The 14,187-nt window shown below is 69.1% G+C and carries 18 protein-coding genes; 9 read left to right on the top strand and 9 right to left on the bottom strand.

Going from position 1 to position 14,187, the window contains the following annotated elements; genetic code table 11:
• The first annotated feature begins 48 nt into the window (after positions 1–48).
• A complete protein-coding gene (locus RJ1_RS26370; protein ID WP_037245682.1) occupies positions 49–345 on the top strand; it encodes a hypothetical protein in 297 nt (98 codons plus the stop codon).
• Positions 346–678: 333 nt separating this feature from the next.
• Positions 679–1,641, top strand: a complete 963-nt coding sequence (locus RJ1_RS26365) for an alpha/beta fold hydrolase (RefSeq protein ID WP_073365428.1) — start codon at positions 679–681, stop codon at positions 1,639–1,641.
• Here RJ1_RS26365 and RJ1_RS26360 read toward each other — a convergent pair whose 3' ends face one another.
• Together RJ1_RS26360 and RJ1_RS26355 are read right to left on the bottom strand one after the other, a co-directional pair.
• Positions 1,642–2,289 carry an FHA domain-containing protein gene (locus RJ1_RS26360; protein WP_073365426.1) on the bottom strand — a complete coding sequence of 216 codons (648 nt, stop codon included), beginning with the start codon at positions 2,287–2,289 and terminating at the stop codon, positions 1,642–1,644.
• A 57-nt stretch (positions 2,290–2,346) separates the two neighbouring features.
• A complete protein-coding gene (locus RJ1_RS26355; protein ID WP_073365424.1) occupies positions 2,347–2,946 on the bottom strand; it encodes a TetR/AcrR family transcriptional regulator in 600 nt (199 codons plus the stop codon).
• Positions 2,947–3,056: 110 nt separating this feature from the next.
• Between RJ1_RS26355 and RJ1_RS26350 the strand changes: the two genes are divergently transcribed.
• Complete coding sequence (locus RJ1_RS26350) at positions 3,057–4,499, top strand: MFS transporter (protein ID WP_073365422.1); 1,443 nt, start codon at positions 3,057–3,059, stop codon at positions 4,497–4,499.
• Between the two features lie 25 nt (positions 4,500–4,524).
• Here the strand turns inward: RJ1_RS26350 and RJ1_RS26345 are convergent, their stop codons facing one another.
• The 3 genes from RJ1_RS26345 to RJ1_RS26335 form a co-directional block, all read right to left on the bottom strand.
• The gene (locus RJ1_RS26345) at positions 4,525–5,388 is read right to left on the bottom strand and encodes an LLM class flavin-dependent oxidoreductase (RefSeq protein ID WP_083400436.1); all 864 of its coding nucleotides are present in this window, start codon (positions 5,386–5,388) and stop codon (positions 4,525–4,527) included.
• Positions 5,389–5,465: 77 nt separating this feature from the next.
• A complete protein-coding gene (locus RJ1_RS26340; RefSeq protein ID WP_073365420.1) occupies positions 5,466–6,134 on the bottom strand; it encodes a response regulator transcription factor in 669 nt (222 codons plus the stop codon).
• Positions 6,131–7,312, bottom strand: a complete 1,182-nt coding sequence (locus RJ1_RS26335; protein ID WP_240319700.1) for a sensor histidine kinase — start codon at positions 7,310–7,312, stop codon at positions 6,131–6,133. The genes RJ1_RS26340 and RJ1_RS26335 overlap by 4 nt, the downstream gene beginning before the upstream one ends.
• A 109-nt stretch (positions 7,313–7,421) precedes the next feature.
• Here RJ1_RS26335 and RJ1_RS26330 point away from each other — a divergent pair, with 109 nt between their 5' ends.
• A complete protein-coding gene (locus RJ1_RS26330) occupies positions 7,422–8,360 on the top strand; it encodes an ABC transporter ATP-binding protein (protein WP_073365532.1) in 939 nt (312 codons plus the stop codon).
• On the top strand, positions 8,357–9,205 hold the full coding sequence (locus tag RJ1_RS26325) for an ABC transporter permease subunit (RefSeq protein WP_073365418.1): 849 nt from the start codon (positions 8,357–8,359) through the stop codon (positions 9,203–9,205). The genes RJ1_RS26330 and RJ1_RS26325 overlap by 4 nt, the downstream gene beginning before the upstream one ends.
• Positions 9,206–9,224: 19 nt before the next feature.
• On the opposite strand, the gene RJ1_RS26320 is transcribed toward RJ1_RS26325, so the two are convergent.
• From RJ1_RS26320 to RJ1_RS26305, 4 genes are all read right to left on the bottom strand, one after another.
• Positions 9,225–10,052 (bottom strand): SDR family NAD(P)-dependent oxidoreductase, encoded by an 828-nt coding sequence (locus tag RJ1_RS26320; RefSeq protein ID WP_073365416.1) that lies wholly within the window; start codon positions 10,050–10,052, stop codon positions 9,225–9,227.
• Positions 10,049–10,534 (bottom strand): nuclear transport factor 2 family protein, encoded by a 486-nt coding sequence (locus RJ1_RS26315; RefSeq protein WP_073365414.1) that lies wholly within the window; start codon positions 10,532–10,534, stop codon positions 10,049–10,051. Before RJ1_RS26315 ends, RJ1_RS26320 begins: the two co-directional genes overlap by 4 nt.
• Before the next feature lie 101 nt (positions 10,535–10,635).
• The gene (locus RJ1_RS26310; protein WP_073365412.1) at positions 10,636–11,079 is read right to left on the bottom strand and encodes a ferritin-like domain-containing protein; all 444 of its coding nucleotides are present in this window, start codon (positions 11,077–11,079) and stop codon (positions 10,636–10,638) included.
• Entirely contained in the window at positions 11,076–11,603 is a 528-nt protein-coding gene (locus RJ1_RS26305) for a hypothetical protein (protein ID WP_073365531.1), read from the bottom strand. The genes RJ1_RS26310 and RJ1_RS26305 overlap by 4 nt, the downstream gene beginning before the upstream one ends.
• Before the next feature lie 214 nt (positions 11,604–11,817).
• Between RJ1_RS26305 and rimP the strand changes: the two genes are divergently transcribed.
• The 4 genes from rimP to RJ1_RS26285 form a co-directional block, all read left to right on the top strand.
• On the top strand, positions 11,818–12,390 hold the full coding sequence (gene rimP, locus RJ1_RS26300) for a ribosome maturation factor RimP (RefSeq protein WP_073365410.1): 573 nt from the start codon (positions 11,818–11,820) through the stop codon (positions 12,388–12,390).
• Entirely contained in the window at positions 12,387–13,418 is a 1,032-nt protein-coding gene (nusA, locus tag RJ1_RS26295; RefSeq protein ID WP_073365408.1) for a transcription termination factor NusA, read from the top strand. Before rimP ends, nusA begins: the two co-directional genes overlap by 4 nt.
• A 44-nt stretch (positions 13,419–13,462) precedes the next feature.
• Positions 13,463–13,816: a YlxR family protein gene (locus tag RJ1_RS26290; RefSeq protein WP_073365405.1), complete on the top strand. Its 354-nt coding sequence runs from the start codon at positions 13,463–13,465 to the stop codon at positions 13,814–13,816.
• Positions 13,817–13,921: 105 nt separating this feature from the next.
• A partial coding sequence (locus RJ1_RS26285; protein WP_143169563.1) for a translation initiation factor IF-2 N-terminal domain-containing protein occupies positions 13,922–14,187 on the top strand: 266 nt, incomplete at its 3' end.

Raw genomic sequence — 14,187 nt, 5'->3', positions numbered from 1 at the left:
GGTCCAGTACTGCCCTCCCCGACACCACGCACTGTGAAAGGTTCTTCCATGTCGATGTCCTTCGACTTCTCCACTGCTCTGACACGCACGGGTGCCACCGTTGCGGCCGCGTTCTTCGTCCTCGCCGCCGGCGCCGGCATCGCGTCGGCGGCCCCCGACGCCCCCGCCGACGACCCCTCGGTGAGCAACCTCGCGCCCGGACAGAATCCTCAGGGCGGCACAGTGACCATCGGCGGAGCGGCTGTCGGCACCGTGATCGCCATCGACGGCATCAACGCCGGTCCGGACGGCGCGAGTGTCGGCGGTTACGACTTCGGGGGCGGTCAGGGGCAGCCCTGGGGGTGACGGGTCCCCACCCCCAGGGTGCCTGGCCCCGCCGAGACGGACGCTCCATTCTGAAGTCGCGGCACAGATTGCTCCGGTCGCGAGCGACCCGGACCGGTCGCCGCGTGCTCGACGGTCGGTGCATCGGGCAGTTCCGCCGATGGGAAGCCCCCTCTGCGAGGGGGCTTCGGCGTGTCTGCGTCTACCCACCTCAGGGGTGGAATGGGCAACACCTCAGGGTGCACCGGCCACCACTGGGGGTCCTGTTCGGGGCAGCGCAGGGGCGGCACAGTAGAGGACGAGCAAGAACGTAACGCTTCACCGGCCGCGAGCGAAGAAACCGAGGAGGACCTCATGTCGAACACCCCGGTTGCACACGAGCACGAAGGTCGTCGTCTCACGGTCAGGACCGACGACGGCGTCCCTCTTGCGGTTCGCGAGTTCGGTTCGCCCGATGCGGCCACCACGGTGGTGTTCGTTCACGGTCACTGCCTGCGCACCGAGTCCTGGTGGGCGCTGCGGGAGCAGCTGGTCCGTTTCTGGCGCAACGACGTTCGCATGGTCTTCTACGATCACCGCGGGCACGGCGAGTCCGGGGAATCGGCGGCCGCCACCTACACCATTGATCAGCTGGGCCGCGACCTCGGGTCCGTGCTGGACGCCGTTGCACCGCACGGTCCGGTCGTCCTCGTCGGGCACTCGATGGGCGGAATGACCGCACTGTCCTACACCCGGCAGAACCCGCACACCATCGGTTCGCGGATCGTGGGCATGGCCCTGATCTCCACCGCGGCGTGCGATCTCGCCGAGGCCGGTCTCGGACGGCATCTGCGCAGCCCCGCAGTGTCGCTGTTCCGCACCGCGGTGCGCCGCGCGCCCCGGGTGGTGCACGGATCGAAGCGGGTCGGTCGGACCGTCTGCACGGCGATCGCACGCGCCGCAGGCGCCCGTAATCGGGTGGTCGATCCTCGCCTGGCGGCACTGGTCGCGGCGATGGTTAACACCACGTCCATCGTGACCATGTCGAGTTTCCTCGAATCCCTGCTCGGATTCGACGAGCGGCATTCCCTGGCTGCGTTGGCTCACATTCCGTCGCTGATCCTGTGCGGCTCGGTGGACATGCTCACCCCGTTCCAGCATTCCGTCGCGATGGCCTCGAAGCTCCCCGCTTCGGAGCTCGTGAGCGTCGACGGGGCGGGGCACTCCGTGATCCTCGAGCGTGCGGCCGATGTCGCGCTCGCCATCATCGGACTGGTCGAGCGGATCGCCCACGGTGAGACCGCCGTGCTCGACCGCGAACTGATGGCTGTCGGTTGATCAGAGGTCGCGCTCGTTGATGATGCCGCTGCGCATGGCCCGCTCGGCCAGGCTGACCCGCTTCTGATTCTGGGGGAGATCGCCGACGCCGAACTTCGCGAACAACGCGCGAAGGTGGGTCTTGATCGCGTCGACGCTGAGGAACAGCTCCTGGGCGATCTGCTGATTCGAGGCGGGATTCGCGAACGCGGCGCCGTGCTTGTACGGCCGGCACAGTGCCGTGAGAACCGCCCGCTGGGTGTCGGTGAGCGAGCGGACGTCGGGCATGTCGGAGCCCATCCGGGTGGCCTCGTCGAGTGCGCCGCCGAATTCCAGATACCGGATCTTCGTGCCGCCGATCCGGATGCTGTCGCCCTGCCGGAGTCGTCGACGCCCCGCGAGCCGCTCGCCGTTGACGAAGGTGCCGTTGCGGGAGAGCCCGTCGTCGAGGATGGTCCAGTGCGAGCCGACGCATTCGAGGACGGCATGGAGCCGTGAGACCTCGTCGTCCTCGGTCAGGAGCAGATCGGAATCCGGCGACCGTCCGATCGTGACGCGCGCCGACGTGGGGGAGAGGTCCACGGTGTGGTGGTGACCCTCCCGGTCGGAATAGCTCAGTCGAGACTCAACGGCTCGGTCCACGGCGACGCCCCTTCCGCACGCTTCCATCGTGCCCCGCCGCCTGTCCGATGAGCAAGATCAAGAGCGGAAATCGCCGATCACGGATCAGTTCTCGGAGGCCGCAGCGTCCAGGGTGCTGCCGAACGCGCACACGGCCAGTTCCTCGAGCGCCGGATCCTGCCCGGCATGCTCGGGCACTTGCATGGCGAGCAGGGTGTTGAGCAGCATTCCGTTGGCGATGAAGGTGCGGGCCCGTTCGGGGCTGCACCCCGTTCGTGTTCGGATCTGCGTGTAGAGCCGGGACATCCAGTCGCGCGCCAGGGCGCCGATCTCCGGGTTCGCGCCGGACGTAAAGCCGTGCATCATGACGAGCAGGAGGTCGCGGTCTTCGAGCAGTTCGGTGTACGCGATGCCCATCGGAAGCCACGACTCGTCGTTCTCGGGGTCGGCGGCGACATCGTCGAAACAGGGCTCGAAGGCGTCCATGATCCGACGCATCGCCCGGTCGAAGACGTCGGCGAACAGTCGCGACTTCGAACCGAACATGCGCACCACGTAGGGCTGGGACACCCCCGCCTCGCGTGCGACGGCGTCGGTGCTGGTGCCGTGATAGCCGTCCCTGGCGAACGCGCGGGAGGCGGCTGCCAGTACGAGTTCGCGACGCTCGGTCGCGCTCATCCGGGTCTGTTTCACGGGCGATGCCATGTTGACATGTTATCAGTCGATTACTAGTCTTCGAAATAAGTAATCATCTGATGCTTACAAGACTTCCCGTACGTGCCCGCACCCCCACGACTCGGATATGAGGACCCGTCATGACGACACTCTCCGAACGCCTGGAACACGAATCGGCGCCCCCCTCGCGGCTGGGCCGCAGCCGGGTCGTGCCGGTCTGGCTGGCGATCGTCGCCGCCTCGATACCGATGTTCATGGCGACGCTCGACAACCTGGTGATGACCAGCGCCCTGCCCGTGATCCAGCGCGACCTCGGCGCGTCGGTGGGGCAGCTGCAGTGGTTCATGAACGCCTACACGCTCGCCTTCGCGACGTTGATGCTCACCCTGTCGGCGCTGGGTGACCGGCTCGGCCGCCGTCGCGTATTTCTCTGGGGAATAGTGCTTTTCGCGCTGGCCTCGATCGCGTCGGCGCTGTCGACCACCTCCGAGATGCTCATCGCCGCGCGCGCCGTCCAGGGCGTCGGCGCGGCCGCGATCATGCCGCTCTCCCTGACCCTGCTCGCCGGTGCCGTGCCGCTCGCCAAGCGCGCACTGGCCATCGGGGTGTGGGGTGGCGTGTCGGGTCTCGGCGTCGCGCTGGGCCCCGTGGTCGGCGGCGCCGTCGTCGACGGGGTGTCGTGGCAGGCCGTGTTCTGGATCAACGTTCCCGTCGCGGCGGTCGCGATCCCGTTGGCGCTCTACGCACTCGGCGAGTCGACGGGGAAGCGGCAGCCGCTCGATCCGCTCGGCGGCGTCCTGGCCGGCGCTGCCGTGTTCCTCGGGGTCTGGGGCATCGTGCACGGCAACGACGACGGCTGGACCAGCACCACGGTGCTCGGCGCGCTGCTCGCGTCCGCGGTGTTGCTCGCCGCGTTCGTGGTGCGCGAGCTGCGGACACCCTTCCCCGTGATGCCGCTGCGACTGTTCCGGTCCCGCCAGTTCTCCCTCGCCAACGTCATCGGCCTGACATTCACGCTCGGAATGATGGGTGCCGTCTTCCTCCTGTCGCAGTACCTCCAGATCGTGATGGGGTACTCCCCGTTCGAGGCCGGTCTGCGGACGCTGCCGTGGACGGCCGCTCCGATGCTGGTGGCGCCCATCGCGGGCCTCCTCGCGCCGAGGCTGGGGGTGCGGACGCTCCTCGTCACCGGACTGGTCCTGCAGGGGCTGTCGCTGCTCTGGATGGCGTCGCTCATCGTTCCCGGCGCCACCTACGGCAGCATGATTCCCGCGTTCGTGATGGCCGGGGCAGGGATGGGTCTGACGTTCGCGCCCAACGCGACCGCCGTCCTCGCCGACATGCCCGAGGCCGACCACGGCACGGCCAGTTCGACCAACGCGACACTCCGCGAGATCGGTGTCGCGCTGGGCATCGCGCTCCTGACCGCGGTGTTCCTCGGTGCGGGCGGCAGCCTGACGCCGACCGGCTACATCGACGCCCTCGCACCCGCTCTGTACGTGGGAGCCGGATTCGTGGCGGTCGCGGTCATTGCCGCGGCCCTCATGCCGGGACGGTCGAAGGCGGTGCTGGCGTCGACGTGACCTGTCGGAGGGAGGGCCCGGGCCGTCAGGTCCGGGCCCCCAACCGTTCGAGGATCGGGATGAATGCATCGGAGAGCTCGCCGGGAACGGTGTACTCGTCGATCCCGTACCGCCGACTGCGGTCGATCAGCGCCCACGCGACCCCGTCGGGGTCGCCGGCGGGAAACCCCACGGCACCCGCCTCGACCAACTGGGCCACGTCCATGCCCGACCGCGTGTACCAGGTCGGTAAGTGGTCGCCGAAGCCGACCAGCGATTGGGTGAGATGAACCGGTCGGCCGGTGGAAGACCGAACGCGCGCAATCGCATCGGCAAGTTCGTTCTCCGTGGCCAGGGGGCTCAGTGCCGGCGCGATGCGATCGGCCACTCGCCCCGCCGTCGCCAGCATGCGAGGCCCGCTCGCCGCCACGACCACCGGCACGTCCGGGTCGACCTCGTCGTGCACTGCCCGGACGGCGTCCTCGAGCTGCCGCCGTCGCTCGGCCCCGGACGGCCACGGCAGTCCCAGCCGCCCGGCCTCGCTCTCGGCATCCGGGCGGCCCACCCCGATTCCGAGTTCGAATCGGCCGTCCGAAAGTGTGTGGAGGGCCTTCACCTCGCGGACGAGCGCAGTTCGGCTGCGCAAGGGTGCGGCGAGCACCCAACTGCGTAGTGTCAGCGTTCTGGTCACCGCGCCCGCCGCAGCGAGCGCCGGGAACGGTGAGACCGTCCACAGGGTGTCGGGCACCAGGACGCCGGAGTAGCCCTGGTCCTCGATCCGGCGGACGTCGTCGACCCACCCGGCGCCACTCGCGGCGGGCGCGGCCACCACAGCGACGGCGATCGACGGGGAGTCTGTCGGGTCCTGTGCGGTGGCTGCATCGCCACCGCCGGGCGTGGAAGTGTTCATGTCGTCGAGCCTGCCGCCGGGAGCCTCGTCAGCACATCGGTCCGTAGACGCCGACCGGCATACGTCCGCAGACGTAGTCAGTCCTGCCAGCCCGGCCGTACCAGCCCCCACTCGTACGCCATGACCACCAGTTGCGTGCGGTCGCGGGCGCCGAGTTTCAGCAGAATTCGGCTGACGTGGGTGCGGGCGGTGGCGGGGCTCAGGAACAACCGTGAGCCGATCTCGGCGTTGGTGAGTCCCTCGGCGATCAGGACCATCACCTCGCGTTCGCGGTCGGTGAGGTCGTCGAGGCGGGTGGGCTGCGGCGGCTGTTTGGCGTGGGCCGCGAACTCCGCGACCAGCTTCCGGGTCACCGACGGTGACAGCAGGGCGTCCCCGTCGGCCACCACGCGGACCGCCCGCACCAGTTCGGCGGGCTCGGTATGTTTGACGAGGAAACCCGTCGCCCCCGCGCGCATCGCCTCGAACACGTACGCGTCCAGTTCGAAGGTGGTGAGCACCACCACCCGCACGCCGGACAGCGCGGGATCGGCGGCGATACGCCGGGTCGCCTCCAGTCCGTCGAGCACGGGCATCCGGATGTCCATGAGGACGACGTCGGGGACCAGTGAGCGTGTCAGGCTCACCGCCTGCTCCCCGTTCTCGGCCTGACCGGCCACGGTGATGTCGGGCTGGGCGTCGAGCAGGGCGGCGAAACCCGCCCGCACGAGGGCCTGGTCGTCGGCGACCAACACACGAATCGTCATGTCCGGTCCGCCGTGTCGCCACCGGAGGGGAGTGTCGCCTGCACCCGGAAGCCGCCGCCCGGTCCGGTCCCGACACTCAGCTCACCACCGAGGGCGCGTGCGCGTTCCCGCATGCCGGGGATACCGTTGCCGCCGCCTCCGGGGGACGTGCGAACAGGGCCCCGGCCGTCGTCGTCGATCCGGACGCGCACGCAGGTGGACGCGTACGACACCGTCACGTCGGCCGACGAGCCCCCGGAATGGCGGGCCACGTTGGTCAGCGACTCCTGGACGATGCGCGCCGCGGCCACGTCGACGACAGCGGGCAACGGCCTCGGTGTGCCTTCGACGACGGTCGTCACCGCGAGACCTGCGGCGCGGGCGCGTTCGACCACACCGTCCAGGTCCCCGATTCCGGCGGTCGGCGCGATCGGCGGGTTGCCCTCGCCTCCCCGCAACGACGCGAGCAGCGCATGCACGTCGCCGATCGCGTCGCGGCTCGCGACCTTGATCGCCGACAGCGCCTCCTGCGACTGCTCGGGCCTGCTCTCCCACAGCTCGAGCGCGACCGATGCCTGCACGTTGATCAGCGAGAGGCTGTGTGCCAGAACGTCGTGCAGTTCGCGGGCGATCGCGAGCCGCTCCTCGCTGGCCCGTCGGCGCTGCTCCTCCACGGCACCGCGTTCCGCCGCCTCGGCGCGTTGCCGCCGGGCGTCGAGCGTCCCGCGCCGCTGCCGGATGATCTCGGCCGCGGCGAGGAGCACCAGCAGCCAGGCCGCGATGCCGGTGAGGGCGGGGAACGACGGAGACTCGGCGGGTGAGACAGCCGGCACGGCGAAGACGATCAGGACGTAGCCGATCGCGAGGACCGGATAGGTGAGCCAACGAGACCCGGCTGTCGCGGCGCCGAGAAACGCGACGACGAGCGACAGGAACACCGGGCCGTACCCGTAACCCCGGGCGACGTAGAGGGCCGTGACGGCCAGGACGACGAGCAGGACCGTGACGGGAAACCGTCGCCGCACGATCAGCGCGAGCGGACCGCACACCAGCAACACGACGCCTGCAGCGTCCAACGGCGTCGCCCACGACTGGTTGTGGTTGGCGCCGATACTGCCGACGACCTGCACGATCGCGACGCCCAATGCGATCAGGAGGTCCCGCGGGGCGATCGACGTGTCCCTCCGGTCGGTCTGCATCACCCGAACGTAGACCCGATCCGGCGACCCTGTCATCGTCCGCGACGCGTACATGACGAGACGCGTGCAGACGGATGTGCGCGGCTCGCGCCGGGCCGACGCTGGAGGCATGACTTCCGACATCGTGGTCACCGACGAAGTGACCAAACGCTACGGCGAACATACGGCGGTCGATGCCGTCAGCCTCACCGTGCGGGTAGGGGAGGTGTACGGGTTCCTCGGGCCGAACGGCGCCGGCAAGACCACGACACTGCGCATGCTCGCGGGACTGGTCCGGCCGACGTCTGGGACGGCGACGCTCTTCGGCCGTTCGCCCGGTGACAGCGCGGTGGCGGCACGCACCGGTGTCCTGATCGAGGGGCCGGGGTTCTTCCCCTATCTGTCCGGTCGCGACAATCTGCGGGTCCTGAGCCGATACCGCCGCCTGCCGGACGACGCGGTGGAATCCGCGCTGCACCGGGTGGGACTGCGGGATCGGGGACACGACCGCTTCCGCACCTACTCGCTCGGGATGAAGCAGCGACTCGGTGTCGCGGCCGCACTGCTCGGCGAACCCGACCTGCTCATCCTCGACGAACCCACCAACGGGCTCGATCCGGCCGGCATGGCCGAGATGCGGGAACTGATAGTCGAACTCGCGGACTCCGGGCACTCCGTGATGCTGTCCAGTCACATGCTCAGCGAGGTTCAGGAGATCTGCGATCGCGTCGGCGTGATCTCGCGCGGGGAGTTGATCGCGGAGTCGACCGTTGCGGAACTACGCGGAGACACCAGCCTGCTGGTGCGTGCCGATCCGACGGAACGGGCCGCGGCGGTGCTCGCGGAACTGCTGGGACGCGACATCGTCGACACGGTGGGCGACGCCCTGACCGTTGCGGTGTCGCCCGATCTGGCGCCGAAGGTGGCCCGTGCTCTCGTCGACGCGGGAATCGACCTGCACGAACTGTCCCGGCGGGAGCAATCGCTCGAGGACGTCTTCTTCGACATGACGTCGGACCGCGCCGTCGGCAACCGTGCGGCGAGCAATGATGTGAGGAGAGTGTCATGAACGCAGTGATCGCCAGTACCCGAGCCGAGCTTCTGCGACTCCGGAAATGGCCGTCGATGTGGGTGCTGCTCGCCGCCTGGATCGTGCTCAACCTGGTCTTCCTGTACCTGTTCAACTACATCACCGTCAAGACCGGCGGCACCACCGACATGGCGTCGTCCGCGCCCCCGGACGTGCTGCTCGCGCACATGCTCCCCGCGGCGGTACCGCAGGTGTTCACCCAGGGTATGGCCATGTTCGGGGGCGCGCTGATGCTCATCCTCGGCGCCCTCACCATCGGCAGCGGTTACGGGTGGGGAACGTGGAAGACCGTGTTCACTCAGGGCCCGTCGCGAACGGCCGCGCTCACCGGGACCCTTCTCGCGCTGCTGACCGTGGTGGTCGGGCTGGTCCTCACGGTGGCAGTCGTCGATCTCGGAGTGGCGAGCGTCATCGCCGCGGTCGAGTCGGAGTCGCCGAGTCTGCCTCCGGCGGTGGCGATGCTGAAGGCACTCGCATCCGGGGTGCTGATCCTCGGGATGTGGACCGTTGCCGGCGTCCTCGTCGGCGCGGTCGCGCGGGGGCCGGCGCTGTCGGTCGGGCTCGGACTCGTGTGGGTGCTGGTGGTCGAAAACCTGCTCCGCGGAGTTGCCGCCATTCTCGAACCCGTGTCGGTGGTGACGGACTTCCTCCCCGGCACCGCCGCGGGCTCACTGGCGGGCTCCCTCCGCGACTTCGGCGGCGACACCACCCCCGGCGTCCTGAACATCCTGGGCGGCGGCACGTCGGTGCTCGTCCTGGCCGGATACATCGCTGCGTTCGCGCTGGGCACGGTCTGGCTCGTCCGCCGGCGCGACGTGATCTGAGTGCACGGAGAGCGGCGTCTCAGAACAGGGGGCCGCCGCCGAACGGTTCCCGATGCGACGGCGGGGTGCGGCCCTGCGTGTCGGTGATCCCGTATTCGACGGCGAGTTCCGCCGTCACGAACGTGTGACCGCTGCGCTCCGCGAGGGTGGGGTCCGCGGACAGCGCGCAGATCACCTCGCCGACGAATTCCGGCGATTCGGCGTCGGCGACAGGGAATCCGGCGATGGTCTCGAGGCCGCTCGCGACGATCATCTCGGTCCGCACGATGCCCGGCCACAGTGAGACCGCGCGGACGTCGTGCGGAGCCAACTCGGCCGCCATGTCGCTGGCCATCTTGTCCAGGCCGGCCTTGGACATTCCGTAGAGCACCGAATGCAGATGCCCGCGGGTCCCGAACGACGAGATGTTCGCGATCAGCCCGGACCTTCGCGGCACCATCAGGCGCGCCGCCTCCACGGACGCGACGTAATGGGCGCGCAGACCGACGCCGATCAGGGAATCCCAGTCGTCCAGTGGCCGCTCCCAGAACGGCGTACTGAACCCGCCGAATCCCTCGGGAGCCGCCCATACGTTGTTGACCAGCAGGTCGAGCCGGCCGGCCTGCTCGTCGGAGATGCGGGCGAACAGCGCACGCACATCTGCGTCCTCGCGGTGATCGCAGGCCACCGCGATGCCGGCACCGCCGGCGTCGGTCACCGTCCGCGCCGACACCGACAGGCGGCTGCCCTCGGACAGCGGACCCCGTCCGGTGACGTACACGGTCCATCCGGCCGCGCCCAGCGCCGTGGCCACGCCCTTCCCGACGCCGCGACTCGCGCCGGTGACGAGGGCTACGCCCGCGCTCACTGGACGACCACCGTGTCCGGCGTGAGCGGACGGGTGATCGACCACCGAGTGGTGAAGTGGCACCGCGACATTCGCCACTCGCCGTCCTCGAGGCGGTAGGCGTCGTCGTACTCCCCGGACGACACGGTCTCCGTCCCCTTCGTCAGGTCGACCTGCCGGAACTGCAGCGTCCACGCACCCGACGCCTCGGTGTCGCCGTGCAGCAGGATGTCCGGATGGAAGCCGTGGTGCATGTCGAGGATCACGTGTTTACCGTCCACCTCGTGGAGTGCGATCTTCCGGAAGATGTCGGTGAGCCGGTCGGCGTCGTCGAACCGGCCCAGTGGTCCGAAGTCGATCGACGCCCCGGACGAGACGAAGCACGCACGGAACGCGTCCGGGTCCTTGCCGTCGCACGCTCGCCAGTAGCGGTACTTGAGGGCCGTGATCGCCCTGATCCGCTCCAGGTCTCCCAGACGCTGCTCCACCGAGCGTTCGTCCACGCCGCCGTCCTCTCGTTCCCGTCAGTGGTGTCGGGGGAGACGCTAGGCCGGGAACGCACCGCGTGGGTGCGGAATCCCGGTGGGCGGGAACCTGCGTGTGGTCAGGGCGCGCCGGGGAACGGGTCGGTCACCGGATCGGTTCCGAGAGCCACGCGCCAGGTGGCTTCCCGGATCGCCGCCTCCGTGAGTGCCGTGACCCCGAGCGTGCGCGTGTCCTCCGTCTCACCGTGTTCGACCACCGCCCGCCACGCGACGGCCGTGTCGGCCTCGACCTGGGCCGCGAGTTGCGCTGCCGTGATCGGATCGGTGACCGGAAACGGCAGCGTGTAGCCCGCCTCGGCGACCGGAGCCGCCATGCCGGCTGCCCTCAGCGTGTCGAGAAGCGAATCCCGGCGCGCCCGGTGCGCGGCGGCGGAGGTGGCGACCTGCGTGGCCCGGGTCGGGTTGGAGAAGGCGGCGACCACGCCGTAGGCGAATACGGCGGAATGCTCGGAGGTCAACGCGTCGGCGAGGCTCCGGCCCTCGGCTTCGGTGGGAGTGGTCACGGCAGCACCACCGCCAGATACGTTCCGCACGCAGCGCTGATCGACGCGCAGAGCCCCGCCCGGTAGGCCGTCAGTGTGCGCGCCGAATCGGCTGCGCTGCGCTGCGACTCGGCCAGATCGGCGCGCAGTTGATCGAGACCGGGCGGAGGCGCGGGTTCGGTCGGTGTCGTGGACGGGGACGCGGACGTGGTGGGTGTGGTGCCGTCCGGGTAAGTGCCTGCGGCCCTGGCGATTTCGGCGTCCAAGGCGTCGGCGTGCGCGGTGCGCTGAGCGCGGACCAGTTCGAGTGCGGCGGCGCGGTCAGGATGCAGCGCAATCGTCGCGGCCGCGCCCGCCGCGTCACGGCGAGCCAGCCGCGACTGCGCGACCAGGGAATCGACCTCGACGTCGGAATCCCCGTCGTCGGCGCACCCCGTCAGGAGCGGAACGGTCGCGATACCGAAGGCCGAGGCTGCTGCGAACCGGAGAGCGGCGCGCCGGGACACGGCCGGACCGGATGTCGGGGGCCGGGAGACGGTGGGCATGAGCACCGGTCCATGGTGCCAGGTCGGGTCGCGATCCCGGGAATCGAGCACCGGGGCTGGTCACGGGTGCCTCGAATCGGCGTTACTCTTAGATGCTCGAACCCGTCACGACGGGTTCGTGGTGCTGCGTGCGCGGCACGACACCTGCCCGACCGTACGAACGACAGACCGACGACCGACCGACGACCGACAACTGAAACGAGGAGCGTCCCCGATGCCGGTTCCATCCAAGGAGAGGGTGACGGAGCTCATCTCCGATCTGGTGCAACGCCAGGGCTACGACTTGGAGGACGTTGCGGTCACCCTCGCGGGTAGACACAGCGCGGTCCGGATCATGGTGGACAGCGACGCCGGACTCGAACTCGACGCGGTCGCGAAGCTGAGCCACGAGATCTCCGAAGTCTTCGACTCGGTCTCCGATTTCGGTGAGTCCCCGTACACGCTCGAGGTCACGTCCCCGGGCATCGACCGGCCGCTCACGCACGAGCGGCACTGGCGCCGGGCCCGCGGACGCAAGGCGCGCATCGATCTCGCGCACGAGACCGTCGTGGGCCGGATCGGTGCCCTCGACGGCGATTCGGTCGCAGTGGTGATCGGCTCCCGGACGGGCCCCGACGTTCGCCGCGTCGCGATTCCGGACATTCAGAAAGCTGTTGTGCAGGTGGAATTCTCGAAACCGGACCCGAGGGAACTGGAACTCGCGGGTGGAATTCCCGAGGGGCGCGTGGCGCCCGCGGACGCAGACGCGTCGGAAGATGAAGAAGTAGCAGAGGGGTTGGACAAGTGAATATCGACATTGCGGCGTTGCGTGCCATCGAGGCCGACAAGGGCATCTCGATCGAAACCGTCATCTCGACCATCCAGACGGCACTGCTCACCGCCTATCGGCACACCGAGGGGCATCAGCAGCACGCACGGATCGACGTCGACACCAAGAGCGGCATCGTGCGGGTGATGGCGCACGACGTCGACTCCGACGGCAACATGGTCGGCGAGGAGTGGGACGACACCCCGGAGGGGTTCGGCCGGATCGCCGCGACCACCGCCCGCCAGGTCATCCTGCAGCGGCTGCGCGACGCCGAGCATGAGCGGAGCTTCGGCGAGTACTCCACCCACGAGGGTGAGATCGTCGGCGGCGTCATCCAGCGCGACACCCGGGCGAACTCCCGCGGGATGGTCGTGGTGCGGATCGGTAGCGAAGCCAACGGCGCGGAGGGGCTGATCCCGCCGGCGGAGCAGGTACCCGGAGAGAACTACGAGCACGGCGAGCGCCTCAAGTGCTACGTCGTCGGGGTGTCCCGCGGGCAGCGCGGACCGCAGATCACGCTGTCGCGTACCCACCCGAACCTCGTCCGCAAGCTGTTCGCGCTCGAGGTTCCCGAGATCGCGGACGGTTCGGTCGAGATCATCGCCGTCGCCCGGGAGGCCGGTCACCGGTCGAAGATCGCCGTCCAGTCGCGCGTGCAGGGACTCAACGCGAAGGGCGCGTGCATCGGCCCGATGGGTCAGCGGGTGCGTAACGTGATGAGTGAGCTCGCCGGCGAGAAGATCGACATCATCGACTTCGACGAAGACCCGGCCCGGTTCGTCGGCAACGCGCTGTCACCGTCGAAAGTGGTCTCCGTCACTGTCGTGGATCCGGAGGCCCGGGCCGCGCGTGTCGTCGTCCCCGACTTCCAGCTGTCCCTCGCCATCGGCAAGGAAGGGCAAAATGCCCGCCTTGCTGCGCGCTTGACCGGCTGGCGGATCGACATCCGCAGCGACGCCGCCCCCGCCCCCGAGTCGGCAGGCGGACCCGCCGCGACCACTCGTTGAGCCCGGAATGCGGAGATCGGGGCAAGTCGGCGGTAGAGTGGTCAATGGTTCAGCATGAGCATCCCGATTCCGCGCGCGTTCCTACCGGTTCACCGGTGCGAACATGCATAGGATGTAGGGAGCGCGCGCTGGCTGTCGATCTGCTCAGGGTTGTGGTGGGCGAGAGTGGGCCGCAAGGTCATGTTCTCACTCCGGACCCGAGGCGCAGGCTTCCCGGACGAGGTGCGTGGCTGCACCCCGCCGAGGATTGCCTGAGTCTCGCGGAAAGACGCCGAGCATTCGGCAGAGCGCTGCGAGTGTCCGGAAGTGTCGACATGTCAGAAGTCGACCGCTGGGTACGCGCAGGGCACCCACCCAGAGCAGTACCTCTCGAACAGAACAGGCACAAGCACTCATGAGCACACCGTGAAGCACCAGCGATGATCGTCCATCGGAGATAACCCGAGGTCGTGCGGGCCCCTCTCAGGGGAGCCTCCTGCTCGACCTCATCAGTGAGGAGAGCAGTGGCAGGCAAGGCCCGCGTGCACGAGTTGGCTAAAGAACTCGGTGTCACAAGTAAAGAACTACTCGCAACGCTCAAGGAGCAGGGCGAGTTCGTGAAGTCGGCGTCCTCCACGGTGGAGGCGCCCGTCGCCAGGCGTCTGCGGGAGTCGTTCCCGTCGGCGAAGTCCGCCGATTCCGCAGCCCGTCCGGGGGCCAAGCCCGGTGCGCCCGCCCCGAGCAGCCCGGCGACCGCTGCGAAGCCGGGCGGACCCCGTCCCGGCCCCAA

This window comes from Rhodococcus jostii NBRC 16295 (assembly GCF_001894825.1).
GTDB classification, from domain to species: domain Bacteria; phylum Actinomycetota; class Actinomycetes; order Mycobacteriales; family Mycobacteriaceae; genus Rhodococcus_F; species Rhodococcus_F jostii.
The sequence above is the reverse complement of the archived record's forward strand: the minus strand, read 5'-3'. Positions and strand labels throughout refer to the sequence as shown.